The sequence below is a fragment of the Bacillus cereus group sp. MYBK30-2 genome (assembly GCF_051915945.1).
In the GTDB taxonomy this organism is placed as follows: Bacteria; Bacillota; Bacilli; order Bacillales; family Bacillaceae_G; genus Bacillus_A; species Bacillus_A paramycoides.
Window position 1 is genome coordinate 512882 of the sequence record NZ_JBQAFR010000002.1, and the last position, 17532, is coordinate 530413.

A 17532-nucleotide genomic window follows, 5' to 3' on the forward strand; every position below is an offset into this window, starting at 1 on the left:
ATGTTACTTACATATTTTTTCATCACTTGGAAACTAGGGCGAGTCACCTGATGACACTATTACAAAATAAACTGGCTCACATCTTTATTTTTAGCAATTGTCGCTAATTTTTCCTCAACATATTGAGGTGTTATCGTTATTTTCTCTAACGTAATTTCAGATGCTTCAAACGATAAATCTTCAAGGAGCTTCTCCATAATAGTATGGAGTCTTCTCGCTCCAATATTATCTGTATCCTGATTAACTTGATAAGCAATCTCAGCAATCTTACGAATAGCTTCGTCTGAAAATTCAATTTCTATACCTTCAGTCGCTAATAATGCCATATATTGTTTAATTAACGCATTGTCAGGTTCGATTAATATTTTAACAAAATCATCTACTGATAATTTTGTTAACTCTACTCGAATCGGAAATCTCCCTTGCAATTCCGGAATTAAATCCGACGGTTTAGACATATGGAACGCTCCAGCTGCAACAAATAAAATATAATCCGTTTTTACTGATCCGTATTTTGTTGCAACATTCGATCCTTCTACAATCGGTAAAATGTCACGTTGCACACCTTCACGCGATACATCTACGCTATTCGACTGCTTACCAGCAATTTTGTCAATTTCATCGATAAAAATAATCCCGAGCTGTTCAGCACGATAAACAGCCTCTTGTGTAACTTCATCCATATCAATTAAGCGCTGTGCCTCTTCATTTGTCAAGAGTTTTCTTGCTTCTTTTACAGAAAGTTTACGTTTTTTCGTTTTTTTCGGCATGATACTTCCTAGTGCATCTTGGAAATTCATTCCCATTTGCTCCATACCAGTTCCTTGCAACATATCAAACATAGAAGACTGTTGTTCCGTCACTTCGATCGATACCACTTCATCTTCAAGAAGGCCTGCCGCAAGCTTTCTTTCCACATCTTGACGTTTCTTTTCGATTTCAACATCTTCCTGTGCATCAGATGTTTGGTTTGAATTTTGAGTACCACCAAAAAGCATTTCTAATGGATTTTTAAATCCAGATTGTTTCTCCGGACTCGGCACTAAAATTTCAACAAGACGTTGATTCGCTTGCTCTTCCGCTTTATCTTGAACTTTAACTACCATTTCCTCTTTCACGATACGAACGGATGTTTCAACAAGATCGCGGACCATCGACTCTACATCTCGACCCACATATCCAACTTCTGTAAATTTCGTCGCTTCAACCTTAATAAAAGGTGCTCCAACGAGTTTCGCCATTCGCCGTGCTACCTCTGTTTTACCAACACCTGTCGGTCCAATCATTAAAATGTTTTTAGGTGCAATTTCATCACGTAAATTTTCAGCTAATTTACTGCGACGGTATCGATTTCGTAGAGCTACAGCAACCGCTTTCTTTGCATCTTTTTGACCGATGATGTATTGATCTAATTTTTCCACAATTTGACGCGGAGTAAAATGTAAATGCATATAAAATGCCTCCCTTACGATTCTACAATTCTTCAACAATTATGTTGTGGTTCGTATAAACACAAATATCGCCTGCAATTTCTAAACTGGCCTTCGCAATTTGTTTCGCTGTTAAATGTTCACTTGCATGTTGCTTTAAAGCACGACCAGCAGCAAGTGCATAATGTCCACCTGAACCAATTGCTAAAATACCATCATCTGGTTCAATTACTTCTCCTGTACCTGAAACAAGGAGCATCGTTGTTTTATCCATTACAATGAGCATTGCTTCTAGCTGACGTAACATTTTATCACCACGCCATTGTTTCGCCATCTCAACTGCAGCGCGCTGCAAGTTGCCATTATACTCTTCTAATTTTCCTTCAAACATTTCAAAAAGAGTAAATGCATCAGCAACTGAGCCTGCAAAACCAGCTAAAACTTTCCCTTGGAAAAGTTTGCGAACTTTGCGAGCTGTATGTTTCATTACAACAGCATTCCCCATCGTTACCTGACCATCTCCAGCCATTGCACATTCTCCATTATGATGAACTGCAAATATCGTTGTAGCGTGGAAATTTCCCATAGAAAAAACTCCTTTATATGTTTTTATAGCTTTAAAAGCAATTTATGCCCGCGGGTGATGCTTCATGTACACAGAACGCAATCTTTCTTTAGAGACATGCGTATAAATTTGTGTCGTCGACAAATTCTCATGACCTAATAGCTCCTGCACAGTACGTAAATCCGCTCCTTCATCCAACATATGTGTAGCAAATGTATGCCTTAACATATGGGGATTTATCCGCATTGTAAGTGAAGCCTTTTTAATGAGTTCGTTCAAAACATAACGTACACCCTGATCTGTTAACGGCTTACCTTTCGCATTTAAAAATACCATATGAGATTGTTCTTCAGTCTTTTGAGCTAACTGTTTTCTCCCGTTCTCTATATAAGTAATTAAAGCATCTTGTGCATAGCTTCCGAACGGAATATATCTTTGTTTTTTCCCTTTTCCCATCACTAAAATTGTTCCCACTGCAAAGTCAATGTCGGTAAGTTGCAAATTAACGCATTCGCTTACACGAATCCCAGTTGCATACATCAACTCTAATAAAGCTTGATTCCTTTGACCTAATGGCGTCTCTGTATCAGAAACTTCAAACAATTCCTCTAACTCTTCAGCATATAAAAACTTTGGGATTGACAATTCTTTCTTGGGGAGTGACGCAAGTGCAAACGGATTATCTTTTTGATAACCTTCACGCATCAAAAAACGATATAAACTTCGTAAGCTTGATACTTTCCTTGCGACAGATTTACGGGCTAACTTTTCATCGTGCAACGTCGTCAAGTATAAACGAACATCCGCGTATGTAACATCTAAAAAAGAGGATATGCCTTCTCGCTCCATAAATTGCACAAAATGTTCTAAATCATTTTGATAACTTGCAATTGTATATTTTGAATAATTTCTTTCAATTTGTAAATATCCAACGAATAATTGTAACAATTTCTTCACATTCACATCCATATAACTCACCTCAATAAAGGCTACTAAATCGTATCACAACTTAGTAGCCTTTGCAAGAAATTTAATTAAATATTTACAAAATTTTGAATTGTTTCTAAAGCGCGTGTAGCATATGCTTCATTTCGCTCTTGTTTCTTTTTAATTTTCTTCTCTAACGGTGCAAATAATCCGAAGTTTGCATTCATTGGCTGGAAGTTTTTCGCATTTGTCGCAGTAATATAATTTGCCATACTTCCCATTGCAGTTACAGGTGGTAATACAACTGGCTCTTCACCTTGTACAAGTCGAGCAGCGTTAATACCCGCTAATAATCCTGATGCTGCTGATTCAACATAACCCTCTACCCCAGTCATTTGACCAGCGAAGAATAAATCATCACGTTGTTTATATTGATATGTTGGACGAAGCAAATTAGGCGAATTAATAAACGTATTACGATGCATTACACCATAACGTACAATCTCTGCGTTTTCTAGTCCTGGAATTAGCTGTAACACTTCTTTTTGTGGCCCCCACTTTAAATGTGTTTGGAAGCCTACAATATTGTATAATGTTCCTGCTGCATCATCTTGACGTAACTGAACAACCGCATACGGTGTTTTCCCTGTTTTCGGATCTTCTAACCCAACAGGCTTCATCGGTCCAAATACTAACGTCTGTCTTCCTCTACTTGCCATAACTTCTACTGGCATACAACCTTCAAAGAAAATTTCTTTTTCAAATTCTTTTAAAGGCACTGTCTCAGCAGCAATTAAAGCTTCATAAAAGCGATCAAACTCTTCTTCTGTCATTGGACAGTTTAAATATGCCGCTTCACCTTTATCATAACGAGATTTTAAATATACTTTATTCATGTCAATGCTGTCTTTCTCAACGATTGGCGCTGCAGCATCATAGAAATAAAAATAATCTTCACCTGTTAGTTTTTTTAATTGTGCAGAAAGATCCGGAGACGTAAGTGGACCTGTCGCAATAACAGTTGGTCCCTCTGGAATTTCAGTGATTTCCTCATTCATTACAGTTACGTTCGGATGATTTTTCACATATTCAGTCACTTTCGCCGCGAATTCATGACGGTCTACAGCTAAAGCACCTCCTGCTGGTACAGAGCACTCATCAGCTGCACGAATAATGACAGAATCCATTAGGCGCATTTCTTCTTTAATAACACCAACAGCATTTGTTAATGTGTTTGCGCGAAGTGAATTACTACATACTAATTCAGCAAATTTATCTGTGTGATGAGCTGGTGTTTGTCGTACCGGCCTCATTTCATATAATCTTACTTGGACACCACGTTTTGCAATTTGGTAAGCTGCTTCACTTCCTGCAAGACCTGCGCCAATGACGTTTACTACTTGTGTTGTCATATATATCACCTTTCCTTTTCTTCCCGAAAAAAATGTGAGCAGTTACGCTCACATTTGTTGTTCTTCTTCATAATCACACGAAATACATTGTACTTGCACGCCTTTTTTCAACTTCTTCTCTACAAGCATACCTTCACACTTCGGACATTTACGACCAATTGGCTTATCCCAAGATACAAAGTCACATTCTGGATACGTACCGCATCCGTAGAAAAGACGTTTCTTTTTATTACTACGACGTTCAATAATTTGTCCTTCTTCACACTTCGGACAAGTAACACCGATTTCTTTCACAATCGGTTTTGTATTACGACAATCAGGGAAATTCGAACAAGCCATAAACTTCCCGTATTTACCCATTTTAAAGACCATTGGATGACCACATAATTCACAGTCTTCCCCAGCTGGTTCATCTTTAATTTCCACTTCACGCATTTCTTTTTCCGCTTTTTCTAAGCGCGGTTCAAATCCTACGTAAAAATCATCAACAATTTTCACCCAATTCGCATTTCCTTCTTCTACTTCATCAAGGCTCTGCTCCATATTGGCAGTAAATTCAATGTTAATAATTTCCGGGAAAAACTCTAAAATAAGTTCGATTACTATTCCACCAAGTTCAGTCGGTACGAAGCGTTTATTATCTAAAGCAACGTATCCACGTTTTTGGATTGTTTCAAGTGTCGGTACATAAGTAGATGGTCTTCCAATTCCAAGCTCTTCAAGTGTTCTTACTAGACGAGCCTCTGTGTAACGCGGCGGAGGCTGTGTGTAATGTTGCTTCGGTTCTATATCTTTTGAAAATACAGTTTCACCTACTTCTAACGGCGGCAACATCTTATCCTTTTCTTCCGCACCATCATCTTTCGATTCTACGTACACTTTCATAAATCCTGGGAACTTTACAACTGATCCACTTGCACGGAACTGAACATTGTTATTAATGAGTCTCGCTGTAACAGTATCCATTATAGCAGATGCCATTTGACTTGCAACAAATCGCTCCCAAATCAGTTTATACAAACGAAGTTGATCACGACTTAAGAAACTTTTTAGTTCCTCTGGCTTTCTCATTACCGAAGTAGGACGAATCGCCTCATGCGCATCTTGTGCTTTCGACTTTTTCGTTTCTTTCTTCTTCTCTGTTCCTATGTATTCCGCACCAAACGCCTCAGTAATGTAATTACGAGCCTCTGTTTGAGCTGTTTCTGAGATACGTGTTGAATCAGTTCTCATATACGTAATAAGACCTACAGTCCCTTGTTTTCCAAGATCTATCCCTTCATACAGTTGCTGTGCAAGCATCATTGTTTTCTTTGCTCGCATATTTAATTTACGCGCTGCTTCCTGTTGTAGAGAAGATGTTGTAAATGGTAATGCAGGATTACGCTTTCGCTCTTTTCGAGTTACATTTTCAACCGAAAACGCATTGTCTTTCATCTTTTCGATTATTTCGTTCACTTGTTCTTCGTTCGTTAATTGAACTTTTTCACCATCTACACCGTAAAAGCTTGCTTCAAATGTGTCTTTCCCTTTCACAAATTCTGTTTTAATTGTCCAGAATTCTTCAGGTTCAAAGTTTTGAATTTCTTTTTCACGTTCGATAATTAAACGAACTGCTACAGATTGTACGCGTCCTGCACTTAATCCTTTTTTTACTTTCTTCCATAATAAAGGACTAATATTGTAGCCAACAAGACGATCAAGTATACGTCTTGCCTGTTGTGCATCTACTAAATCCATATTAATTGCACGAGGATATTTAAATGATTCTTTTATTGCATCTTTTGTAATCTCATTAAATACAACTCGGCAATCTGATTCAACGTCCACATTTAACGTATTCGCTAAATGCCAAGCAATTGCTTCTCCTTCACGATCCGGATCGGCCGCGAGATAGACTTTCTTTGCTTTTTTTGCCGCTGATTTTAAATCTTTTAAAACGGGACCCTTACCACGAATGGTAATATACTTCGGGGTGAAGTTATTCTTTACTTCTATCCCCATTTGGCTTTTAGGTAAATCGCGGACATGTCCCATGGACGCGACGACTTTGTATTTTTTCCCTAAATATTTCTCAATGGTCTTCGCCTTAGAAGGCGACTCCACGATTACGAGGTAATCTGACATGCTAGTGCCTCCTTAAGAGGTGGATTCAAGTCTTCATTAATCTTATTGATTTCTCTTGTTTTTGTCAATCAAGAATGAATATACCATACAGTGCCAATCTACCATTTGTCAATAATTGTTTAATAAAAACATAAAAATATAAAGTTAATTTATAAATTCTTCAAGGATATCCTCTGCATTTCGCACTAGTTTTGCACCTTGTTGAATAAGATGATTTGTTCCCGACGCACTATCTATAAATATAGGTCCAGGAAGCGCAAATACCTCTCTATTTTGCTCTAACGCTAGGTCTGCAGTAATAAGTGATCCACTTCTTGATTTTGCTTCTACAACTAAAACACCTTTACTTATACCACTAATAATTCGATTTCTTTTTGGAAAATACCATTTTTTCGGTGCATAATGTGGGGGATACTCTGTCAATAACAATATATAGTCTTTCCACGTGTCATATAAACTTCTATTCTCTTTCGGATACATATAAGATAATCCATGTCCTAATATGGCGATTGTCGGGCAATGCTGCCTTACTGTAACTTCGTGAGCAATTATATCTATCCCTCTTGCAAACCCACTAACAATAAGCCATTCCTTTTCAAGTAAAGGGTGTAAAATAAACCTCATACTCTCCTTTCCATATAAAGACGGCTCTCTCGTCCCAACAATCGCTAATTTATTTACTTTACTAAGAAAATCCCTCCCCCCTTTTCCATATAAAACAAAAGGGGGATCTTGTATTTCTCGCAATAATTGTGGATAATCCTTATCCCAAATAGTCGTATAAAATATTCGATTTTCTTCTAAATAGGAGATATATTGCAGGAGATTTGAAGTCTGAAGAAAATTTACTAGTTCTGAAGATTTTTCCGAGGATATTCCAGCGTAATATTCAAATTGTTTCGTACTAAAAGTGTATATTCCATTCAATTCCGGATCAATATATAGTAGCCTCTCCATCGCCTTCCAATGATCCGCCAACATGTAATGAAGGTGCAATAATCGTTCTCTTTTCATCTCAATTCTCCTTACCCATAATTTTTATTATGTAAACAGGAAAAGTGCAAAAAGACACCTTCAAACAAGAAGGTGCCTTTCAAAAAGATTAGTAGTTTTTACAAGTTTCAAATAATCCCTTTTCTTTTAAAACAGAGATTAATGTTTCACCCATAACAGCTGGTGTTTCAGCTACTTTAATACCACAAGCTTCCATTGTTTTAATCTTTTCAGCAGCAGTTCCTTTACCGCCAGAAATGATTGCCCCAGCATGACCCATACGTTTGCCAGCAGGCGCTGTTTGACCACCAATGAAGCCTACAACTGGTTTTGTCATATTAGCTTTTACCCATTCAGCTGCCTCTTCTTCTGCCGTACCGCCGATTTCACCAATCATAATTACAGCATGTGTTTCTTCATCATCATTAAATGCTTTTAACGCATCAATAAAGTCTGTACCGTTAACAGGGTCCCCACCGATACCTACAGCAGTAGATTGGCCAATACCTTCTTGTGTTAACTGATGTACAGCTTCATACGTTAATGTACCCGAGCGAGATACGATACCAACATGACCTTTTTTATGAATGTATCCTGGCATAATACCAATTTTACATTCATCAGGTGTAATGACACCAGGACAGTTTGGTCCAAGTAAACGTGTATGTTTACCCGCCATATACCTCTTTACGTTTACCATATCTAATACAGGGATCCCTTCAGTAATACATACTACTAAATCGATCTTTGCATCAACTGCTTCCATAATTGCATCAGCCGCAAAAGCGGGTGGAACGTATACAACTGAAGCGTTTGCGCCTGTTGCTTTCACAGCATCTTCTACTGTATCAAATACTGGTACACCTTCAATATCAGTGCCACCTTTACCTGGTGTTACACCACCGACAATTTTCGTACCGTATTCAATCATTTGTTTTGTATGGAATAATCCTTGAGAACCTGTAATACCTTGAACAATAACTTTTGTATCTTTATTAACTAATACGCTCATTTTTCTCCCCCGCTTTCTATTAGCCCACTAGTGAAACAATTTTTTGTGCACCGTCTGCCATAGATTCTGCTGCAACAATATTTAAACCAGACTCATTTAAAATTTTCTTACCTAACTCTACGTTTGTACCTTCAAGACGTACAACTAAAGGCAACTCAAGACCTACTTGCTTCGTTGCTTCAATAACACCTTCTGCGATAACATCACACTTCATAATGCCACCAAAAATGTTAACGAAGATACCTTTTACATTTTTATCAGAAAGGATAATTTTGAATGCTTCTGTAACTTTTTCAGCTGTCGCGCCGCCACCAACATCTAAGAAGTTAGCTGGGTCACCATGGTAATGTTTAATGATATCCATTGTAGCCATTGCTAAACCTGCACCATTAACCATACAACCGATATTTCCATCTAAAGGAATGTAGTTTAAGTCATATTTAGAAGCTTCAATTTCTTTTGAATCTTCTTCATCAAGATCACGAAGTTCTAAAATGTCTTTATGGCGATATAACGCATTAGAATCAAAGTTTAATTTTGCATCCAATGCCATTACTTTACCGTCACCTGTTGTAACAAGTGGATTAATCTCAGCGATAGAGCAATCTTTTTCGATAAACGCACTATATAAGCCCATCATAAACTTCACAGCTTGTCCTACAAGCTCTTTTGGAATATTGATATTAAACGCGATTCGACGCGCTTGGAAACCTTGTAAACCTACTGCTGGATCAATATATTCTTTAAAGATTTTTTCAGGTGTTTTTTCTGCTACTTCTTCAATTTCTGTTCCACCTTCTTCAGATGCCATTAAAACAACTTGAGAAGTTGCACGATCTAATACAAGACCTACATAATATTCTTTTTTAATATCGCAACCTTCTTCGATAAGTAAGCGTTTTACTTCCTTACCTTCAGGACCTGTTTGATGTGTCACAAGTGTAGTTCCTAAAATGCTTTCCGCATATGTACGAACTTCTTCTAAATTTTTCGCAACTTTTACTCCGCCAGCTTTGCCGCGTCCACCAGCGTGAATTTGTGCTTTAACTACACATACATCCGTTCCTAATTCTTTCGCTGCTTCTACAGCTTCTTCTACTGTAAATGCAACCTTCCCGTTCGGAACGCTAACCCCATAGCTTCTAAGGACTGCCTTACCTTGGTACTCATGGATATTCATGGTCCCATCCTCCCCTGTTTTCCTGTTTTACTCGAAAAGTTTTTTAATGTTTAAAAAACATTACATTGCCATTGTATAAGATGATTGGCACGCTGTCTACAATAAAGTGTCAGAAAACTGAAATCGCTTTATTCTTTTTTGAAAATAATAATGTTCATATACCAAAATAAAAAAATAAGCTGTATATTCACAGCTTATTTTTGAATCATATCTTTAATTGGTGCGAATGATTTCCGATGTTCCTCTAGTACCCCATGCACTTCAATCGCTTCTAAATGCTGTTTCGTCCCATATCCCATATGTTGTTCAAATCCATATGCAGGATACTTTTCACCTAATTCTTTCATCATACGATCTCTCGTCACTTTCGCAATAATAGATGCAGCCGAAATAGAGACACTTTTCGCATCACCTTTAATAATTGATGTTTGCGGAATTGATGTAGGAAGCTTCATCGCATCGATTAATAAATATTCTGGTGTACATGATAAATTAGCAACAGCATCTAACATCGCTTGCTTCGTTGCTTGATAAATATTTATTTCATCAATAACTTGTGGTGATACAATGCCAACTCCAATCGCAATCGCATGGTCTTTAATTTCATCATAAAAACGCTCACGCTTCGCTTCACTTAATTTTTTTGAGTCATTTAATCCTGGAATATAAAAATCTTCTGGAAGGATGACAGCCGCCGTCACAACCGGTCCAGCTAACGGTCCTCGGCCCACTTCATCAATGCCAGCAATGTATGTGAGACCTTTTTCACGTAACGCGTTTTCATACTTTGACATTTCTAAAAATTTTTCTCTTTCTTTTTGTGCTAATTCTTTTTGTTTATACCACTTCAAAATTAGTTTTTGAACACCTTTTCGCTCATCTTTCAATAACAGTTGAAAATGTTCATCCTCTTCACTCATAATTTCTTGCAATAAACATTCAGCTTCTTGAATAGTCATTTTTTGCATATATGTACACTCCCTTTTAAACGTAACCAAAAAGAAAAGACGCACAAACGCACGTCTTATACTTCTTCTACTTTTTCCACTTCTTCTACCTGCTCTGCAAACTCTTCTGGTATCTCAAACGTCATTCTTCCAAGTTTACCACCACGAAGTTCACGAAGTATAAGCTCAGATGTTTTATCATAATCAATCATTCCGCCGCCCATTAAGCAACCTCTGTTTTTTCCGATTGCATCAAATAACTCCACGATATCTTCTGGAATCTCATTTAAATTATATCGCTCTTTCAAACGTTCTGGATAATGTTTCTCCATAAAACGTAATGCGTAAACAGCTACATCTTGTAAATTTAAAATTGAATCTTTAATTGCACCCGTTGTCGCTAAACGAAGACCCACTAATTGATCTTCAAATTTAGGCCATAAAATACCCGGTGTATCTAACAGTTCCATTTCTTTCCCAACTTTAATCCATTGTTGGGCTGTTGTCACACCTGGGCGATCTCCTGTTTTAGCAATATTTTTCTTCGCCAACTTATTAATTAACGTAGATTTACCAACATTCGGTATACCTACAATTAATGCACGAATTGCTCTCGGTCTAATACCTTTAGCAACCATTTTGTCAAATTTTTCTTTAACCAACACTTTACAAGCCGCTGTAATTTCCTTCATCCCTTGTCCAGCTTGTGCGTTAATTGAAATTGCCATATGACCTTTTTCTTTAAAGTATGCAATCCACTGCTTCGTTAGACGGTCATCCGCCATATCCGCTTTATTTAAAACAACAAGTCTTGGTTTATGTGTAATAATTTCATCAATCATTGGGTTTCGAGATGATAAAGGTAATCGAGCATCTACAAGCTCAATTACAACATCAATTAACTTTAATTTTTCGGTTACTTGGCGTCTAGCCTTTGCCATATGTCCCGGGAACCATTGAATTACCATGTTGCCACCTTCTTTTTCTTTTATTTCACAATACGTGCATCTTTTAACGGCCAATATAACATATTTGCTTTACCAATCACTTGGTCCATTGAAATTGTACCAATTGAGCGGCTATCTTTACTAAAACGACGATTATCGCCTAAAACAAATAATTGACCTTCTGGAACAGTTTTCTTTCCTGTCATTTCTTCAAGAGTAAAATCATATGTAAGCGGTCCGTCAGCAAGTTGTTTTTTCTGCTTATCTAAATACGGCTCCTCATAAGGTTTCCCGTTAACATATAGTTTATCATTACGGTATTCGATTTCATCGCCTGGTAGGCCAATAATACGCTTAATATAATCTTTTTCTTCCGTCGCTCGGAATACAATAATATCAAAGCGCTTCGGATCACCTATGTGATAGCCAATTTTATTAACAATCATTCGATCACGGTCATGTAAAGTCGGCGACATCGATACACCATCTACGAGAATTGGGGCAAAGAAAAACTGTCTAATTACACCCGCTAATACAATGGCAATCAAAATTGCTTTAATCCATTCCCAAAGTGAACTCTTCTCTTTCTTCATGCTTTTCCCCTCCACAGTTATGTAAGCTGTTCGTATTATATCAAAATTTCATATAGATTGGAAAAAGGGAGCTTGCGTATTTACAAGCTCCCATACATGTCTTATCGAATTTCTTTAATACGTGCTTTTTTACCGCGAAGGTTACGTAAGTAGTATAACTTAGCACGACGTACTTTACCACGGCGAAGTACTTCGATTTTCGCGATTCTTGGCGTGTGAACTGGGAATGTACGCTCAACACCTACGCCGTAAGAAATCTTACGAACTGTGAATGTTTCACTGATTCCGCCACCACGACGTTTGATTACAACACCTTCGAAAAGCTGAATTCTTTCACGAGTTCCCTCAACTACTTTTACGTGTACACGTAAAGTGTCTCCAGGACGGAATGAAGGAAGGTCAGTTTTTAATTGGCCTTTTGTAATTTCTGCGATTAATTGTTGCATATTAAATTCTCTCCTTTAAACAGATGCTCTTATAAAGTCTTATTAAATTACAGCGGAACATCGTTAATATGGCCACTGATTTCAGTAGCACAAATGTTATAATAGCATATTGCTAGGACTGTTGCAATAGAAAATATATCAAGCCCTTATTGGTCTTCTTTTATCTGTTCTAGCCATTTCTCTTCTTGCTTAGATAATTCTCGTTCTTCCAATAAATCCGGTCTACGTGTGTACGTACGACGCAAGGATTCTTTATGGCGCCATTCATCAATATTTTTATGATTTCCTGACATTAGTACATCCGGTACCTTCATACCACGAAAATCAGCAGGACGTGTATAATGTGGGTGTTCTAACAAACCTGTGCTAAAAGAGTCTTCCACTTGTGACGTTTGATTCCCAAGTACTCCTGGTAAAAGACGTACAACACTATCAGTAACTACCATAGAGGCTAATTCTCCACCCGTTAATACGTAATCACCAATAGAAATCTCATCTGTTACAAGATGTTCACGAATTCTTTCATCGTATCCTTCATAATGGCCACATACAAAAATAACATGCTCTTCTCCAGCAAGCTCTTCTGCCTTCTTCTGCGTGAAACGCTCTCCTTGTGGACACATTAAGACGATTCTCGGTTTACGGTCTGTTTCCTTCGTTAGCTCTTCCACCGCATCAAAGATAGGTTGTGGGGTTAATACCATTCCAGCGCCCCCACCATACGGATAATCATCTACACTATTATGCTTACTAGTTGTATAATCACGGAAATTGACAACACGAAGCTCTACCGCTTCTTTTTCTTGAGCCTTCTTTAAAATTGAAGACCCAAACACACCTGTAAACATATCTGGAAACAATGTTAAAATGTCAATTTTCATTATAGCAATCCTTCCATTACATGAATGGTTACTAATTTATTTTCAATATTAACTTGAAGCACAACGTCATCAATGTAAGGAATTAAAAGATCTTGGCCCTTTGGACGTTTAATCACCCAAACATCATTTGCACCAGGGGATAGAATCTCTTTGATTGTCCCTAACGCTTCTCCTTCTTCCGTTACAACGTTGCAACCAATAATTTCATGATAGTAGTATTCACCTTCAGCTAGCTCGCCTAACTGCTCTTCTGGTACTTTTATTAAAGAACCTTTAAACTTCTCTACTTCATCTACATTGTTGTATCCTTCAAATGTTAATAAATCAAATGTCTTATGTTGACGATGAGAAGTTACCTTCACTGGAAGATAGTCTGTACCTTTCTCATTCGATATGTATAACGTGTTTCCTACCTTATATCGCTCTTCCGGAAAATCAGTACGAGAAATAACACGAATTTCTCCTCTTACGCCATGAGTATTTACAATTTTCCCTACGTTAAACCATTTTGTCATAAATAGTATGTCACCCCTGGTTTCTATATAAATTAAGCATCTCCATTTCATATACGGAACATGCAGTTTCTCTTTAAATGTTAAAAAAGGGAGAGGAAATAACTCCTCGCCCTTTTTACGTTTATTGAATTTCCAGTGTTACTTTTTCATCATTATGATGTCCCACTGAATACAAGAGCATTCGAATTGCTTTCGCAACTTTCCCTTGCTTTCCAATGACTTTTCCAACATCCTCAGGATGTACAGTTAATCGATACTTTATCTCTCCGTTGTAAAGTTCCTGTGTAACTTTTACATCTTCAGGATGATCGACAAGAGGCTTGACAATCGTCTCGACTAACTTCTTCATAGTCATTGCCTCAATTACTTACCTTGTTTAGATAAGTGGAATTTCTCCATGATACCTTGGTTAGAGAATAGGTTACGAACTGTATCAGATGGTTTAGCACCGTTTCCTAACCATTTTAATGCTGCTTCTTCGTTGATCTTAACTTCAGCTGGTTGAGCAACCGGATTGTAAGTACCGATTTCCTCAATGAAACGTCCGTCACGAGGAGAACGAGAATCTGCAACAACTACACGATAGAAAGGAGTTTTTTTAGCTCCCATACGTTTTAAACGAATTTTAACTGCCATTTATAAAGCACCTCCGAATTTATTTCACACAGATAATTATATTAGCAAAAAGACTATTGCTTTGTAAAGTATTTTTTCTTAACAGAGCCATCTTTTTTTCCTTACATGAATGGAAACTTCAATCCACCTAGTCCTTTTTTCTTACCTTTTTGCATTCCCGTCATCGTCTTCATCATTTTTTTCATATCATCAAACTGCTTGATTAGACGATTGATTTCTTGTACTGTTGTACCGCTACCTTTGGCAATGCGCTTTTTACGACTAGCATTGATTATTTCCGGTTGTTCTCGTTCTAATTTAGTCATAGAACGAATAATTGCCTCAATATGCCCAATTTGTTTTTCATCAACTTGCGCATTTTTCAGCCCTTTAATTTTATTTGCACCAGGAAGCATTCCTAACAATTCATCAAGTGGTCCAAGTTGACGCACTTGTCCAAGTTGTTCTAGGAAATCGTCAAGCGTAAACGAAAGCGTACGCATTTTTTGCTCAAGTTCTTTTGCTTTCTCTTCATCAACTGTAGCTTGCGCTTTTTCAATTAATGTTAAGACATCACCCATCCCTAAAATACGGGATGCCATACGTTCTGGATGGAACTCTTCAATCGCATCTAGTTTTTCACCCATACCAGCAAATTTAATTGGTGTGTTTGTTACAGCCTTAATAGATAATGCCGCACCACCGCGCGTGTCACCATCTAATTTCGTTAATACAACACCTGTTAACCCTAACTGCTCATGGAAACTTTGTGCAACATTTACCGCGTCTTGTCCCGTCATCGCATCGACAACAAGGAAAATTTCATCCGGTTTCGCAACTTCTTTAACTTTCGCTAATTCATCCATTAGTTCTTCATCAATATGCAGGCGACCCGCCGTATCGATTAAAACATAATCGTGATGATCTTCTTTTGCTTTTGCAATCGCTTGTTTCGCAATTTCAACAGGACTTACTTGATCTCCTAAAGAGAAAACAGGCATGTCCAATTGCTTCCCTAATGTTTCAAGCTGTTTAATCGCTGCTGGACGGTAAATATCCGCTGCAACAAGCATCGGTTTACGATTATGCTTTTTACGAAGCAAATTCGCAAGCTTACCTGTCGTCGTTGTTTTACCCGCACCTTGCAGACCAACCATCATAATAACAGTCGGTGGCTTATTAGCAACAGCAATTTTGCTTTGCTCTCCGCCCATAAGTCCTGTAAGTTCTTCCTGTACGACTTTAATTACTTGTTGTCCAGGTGTCAAACTTTTCATTACATCTTGTCCGACAGCACGCTCAGACACACGCTTTACAAAATCTTTTACTACTTTAAAGTTAACATCCGCTTCTAAAAGAGCTAGACGAACTTCTCTCATCATTTCTTTCACATCGGCTTCAGAAACTTTTCCTTTGCCGCGGATTTTTTGCATTGTCTGTTGAAGTCGGTCGGCTAATCCTTCAAATGCCATATTGCCGCCCTCCTAATCTAATTTTTCGATAGCTTCAACAACTTGTTTCATTTCTTCATTCACATGCTCTTCTTCGCTGATTAGCTGTTTTAGCTTTGCAACAAGTCGCTGTCGCTCTTGAAACTTTTGAAGTAATACTAATTTATCTTCATATTCTTCAAGCATCGCTTCAGTCCGTTTAATGTTATCATACACGGCTTGGCGACTTACATCAAATTCTTCCGCAATTTCACCAAGAGATAAATCATCTAGATAATAAAGCGACATATAACTTCTTTGTTTTTGCGTTAACAACGATTGATAAAAATCAAATAAATAGTTCATTCTCGTTGTTTTTTCGAGCATGTTGGATCATCCTTTGTTAAGTGATTTCCCTTTACATGAATTAGTTTACATGGAGTATAAAAGAGTGTCAAGTTTTTTTCTTAACATCACATATTTTTTTATACAAAAAGAAGCGGGAATACCGCTTCTTTCACTTACACTTCTTCTGTTTCTACCAAGTTCGCAAATAAACCATAAACATATTGTTCTGGATCAAACTGCTGCAGATCATCCATTTGCTCTCCTAATCCAACAAATTTCACCGGTACATCCATTTCGTTACGAATTGCTAATACGATACCACCTTTAGCAGTTCCATCTAACTTCGTTAAAACAATACCAGTAACATTCGTTGCTTCACGGAATGTTTTCGCTTGGCTTAAACCATTTTGTCCTGTTGTTGCATCAATAACAAGTAATACTTCATGAGGAGCTCCTGGTACTTCACGCTCAATTACACGCTTCACTTTCTCTAACTCTTTCATTAAGTTTACTTTGTTTTGTAAGCGTCCTGCTGTATCACATAGCAATACATCCACTTTACGAGCCTTTGCCGCTTGTACAGCATCGTACATAACCGCCGCTGGGTCAGATCCTGATCCTTGTTTAATTACTTCTACACCAACGCGATCGCCCCATACTTCTAATTGTTCAATCGCCCCAGCACGGAATGTATCTCCTGCCGCTAATAGGACAGACTTACCTTCCGATTTAAATTTATGTGCAAGCTTACCAATTGTCGTCGTTTTCCCAACACCATTAACACCAACAAATAAAACAACTGTTAATTGATTCTCTTGTATATTAACTTCATTACTAAAATCGCTGTCACCTTTGTAAATTCCCACTAACTTCTCAGAAATAACAGCCTGTACTTCTTTCGGATCTTGAATGTTACGACGTTGCACTTCTTCTTTCAGCTGATCAATTAATTCCATCACCGTCGAAACTCCGACATCTGCACTAATTAAAATTTCTTCTAATTCCTCAAAGAAATCTTCGTCTATTTTACGGTAACGATACACTAAGTCATTTACTTTATCAGCAAATGAATTTCTCGTTTTTTCTAATCCTTGTTTAAACTTCTCTGTTACCGTATCTGTTTGTTTTGAAATTTTTTCTTTTAATTTTTTAAAAAAGCTCATA

Annotated in this window: 19 protein-coding genes; all 19 read right to left on the reverse strand. The window is 37.6% G+C overall.

Going from position 1 to position 17532, the window contains the following annotated elements; translation table 11 throughout:
• Nucleotides 1-59 precede the first annotated feature (59 nt).
• Nucleotides 60-1451 carry an ATP-dependent protease ATPase subunit HslU gene (hslU, locus tag ACTFQM_RS14135; protein WP_002173094.1) on the reverse strand — a complete coding sequence of 464 codons (1392 nt, stop codon included), beginning with the start codon at nt 1449-1451 and terminating at the stop codon, nt 60-62.
• Nucleotides 1452-1473: 22 nt separating this feature from the next.
• Nucleotides 1474-2016: an ATP-dependent protease proteolytic subunit HslV gene (gene hslV / locus ACTFQM_RS14140; protein ID WP_002014538.1), complete on the reverse strand. Its 543-nt coding sequence runs from the start codon at nt 2014-2016 to the stop codon at nt 1474-1476.
• Nucleotides 2017-2058: 42 nt separating this feature from the next.
• Nucleotides 2059-2958 (reverse strand): tyrosine recombinase XerC, encoded by a 900-nt coding sequence (gene xerC, locus ACTFQM_RS14145; RefSeq protein ID WP_082147959.1) that lies wholly within the window; start codon nt 2956-2958, stop codon nt 2059-2061.
• A 71-nt stretch (nt 2959-3029) separates the two neighbouring features.
• The gene (gene trmFO / locus ACTFQM_RS14150; protein WP_178939076.1) at nt 3030-4334 is read right to left on the reverse strand and encodes an FADH(2)-oxidizing methylenetetrahydrofolate--tRNA-(uracil(54)-C(5))-methyltransferase TrmFO; all 1305 of its coding nucleotides are present in this window, start codon (nt 4332-4334) and stop codon (nt 3030-3032) included.
• Between the two features lie 48 nt (nt 4335-4382).
• Nucleotides 4383-6461, reverse strand: a complete 2079-nt coding sequence (gene topA / locus ACTFQM_RS14155; protein WP_327917370.1) for a type I DNA topoisomerase — start codon at nt 6459-6461, stop codon at nt 4383-4385.
• A gap of 144 nt (nt 6462-6605) precedes the next feature.
• The gene (gene dprA / locus ACTFQM_RS14160) at nt 6606-7475 is read right to left on the reverse strand and encodes a DNA-processing protein DprA (protein ID WP_440034919.1); all 870 of its coding nucleotides are present in this window, start codon (nt 7473-7475) and stop codon (nt 6606-6608) included.
• An 88-nt stretch (nt 7476-7563) separates the two neighbouring features.
• Entirely contained in the window at nt 7564-8466 is a 903-nt protein-coding gene (gene sucD, locus ACTFQM_RS14165) for a succinate--CoA ligase subunit alpha (protein WP_025148336.1), read from the reverse strand.
• Between the two features lie 19 nt (nt 8467-8485).
• The gene (gene sucC / locus ACTFQM_RS14170) at nt 8486-9646 is read right to left on the reverse strand and encodes an ADP-forming succinate--CoA ligase subunit beta (RefSeq protein ID WP_002173100.1); all 1161 of its coding nucleotides are present in this window, start codon (nt 9644-9646) and stop codon (nt 8486-8488) included.
• Nucleotides 9647-9840: 194 nt separating this feature from the next.
• On the reverse strand, nt 9841-10614 hold the full coding sequence (locus tag ACTFQM_RS14175; RefSeq protein WP_071718853.1) for a ribonuclease HII: 774 nt from the start codon (nt 10612-10614) through the stop codon (nt 9841-9843).
• 56 nt (nt 10615-10670) lie between these two features.
• Nucleotides 10671-11561, reverse strand: a complete 891-nt coding sequence (gene ylqF / locus ACTFQM_RS14180; protein ID WP_400559232.1) for a ribosome biogenesis GTPase YlqF — start codon at nt 11559-11561, stop codon at nt 10671-10673.
• 20 nt (nt 11562-11581) lie between these two features.
• Nucleotides 11582-12133: a signal peptidase I gene (gene lepB / locus ACTFQM_RS14185; protein ID WP_025148333.1), complete on the reverse strand. Its 552-nt coding sequence runs from the start codon at nt 12131-12133 to the stop codon at nt 11582-11584.
• A 101-nt stretch (nt 12134-12234) separates the two neighbouring features.
• Nucleotides 12235-12579: a 50S ribosomal protein L19 gene (rplS, locus tag ACTFQM_RS14190; RefSeq protein WP_001186516.1), complete on the reverse strand. Its 345-nt coding sequence runs from the start codon at nt 12577-12579 to the stop codon at nt 12235-12237.
• A 146-nt stretch (nt 12580-12725) separates the two neighbouring features.
• Nucleotides 12726-13460, reverse strand: coding sequence for a tRNA (guanosine(37)-N1)-methyltransferase TrmD (gene trmD / locus ACTFQM_RS14195; RefSeq protein ID WP_002173104.1), 735 nt, complete (start codon nt 13458-13460; stop codon nt 12726-12728).
• Nucleotides 13460-13975, reverse strand: coding sequence for a ribosome maturation factor RimM (gene rimM / locus ACTFQM_RS14200; protein ID WP_071718852.1), 516 nt, complete (start codon nt 13973-13975; stop codon nt 13460-13462). Before rimM ends, trmD begins: the two co-directional genes overlap by 1 nt.
• A gap of 121 nt (nt 13976-14096) precedes the next feature.
• Nucleotides 14097-14324 (reverse strand): KH domain-containing protein, encoded by a 228-nt coding sequence (locus tag ACTFQM_RS14205; protein WP_000737397.1) that lies wholly within the window; start codon nt 14322-14324, stop codon nt 14097-14099.
• Between the two features lie 14 nt (nt 14325-14338).
• Nucleotides 14339-14611, reverse strand: a complete 273-nt coding sequence (rpsP, locus tag ACTFQM_RS14210; RefSeq protein WP_000268750.1) for a 30S ribosomal protein S16 — start codon at nt 14609-14611, stop codon at nt 14339-14341.
• 101 nt (nt 14612-14712) lie between these two features.
• Nucleotides 14713-16062, reverse strand: a complete 1350-nt coding sequence (gene ffh, locus ACTFQM_RS14215; RefSeq protein ID WP_071718851.1) for a signal recognition particle protein — start codon at nt 16060-16062, stop codon at nt 14713-14715.
• Between the two features lie 12 nt (nt 16063-16074).
• Nucleotides 16075-16407, reverse strand: a complete 333-nt coding sequence (locus ACTFQM_RS14220; RefSeq protein ID WP_000891061.1) for a putative DNA-binding protein — start codon at nt 16405-16407, stop codon at nt 16075-16077.
• 134 nt (nt 16408-16541) lie between these two features.
• Entirely contained in the window at nt 16542-17531 is a 990-nt protein-coding gene (ftsY, locus tag ACTFQM_RS14225; protein ID WP_002173107.1) for a signal recognition particle-docking protein FtsY, read from the reverse strand.
• Between the last annotated feature and the right edge of the window lies 1 nt (nt 17532).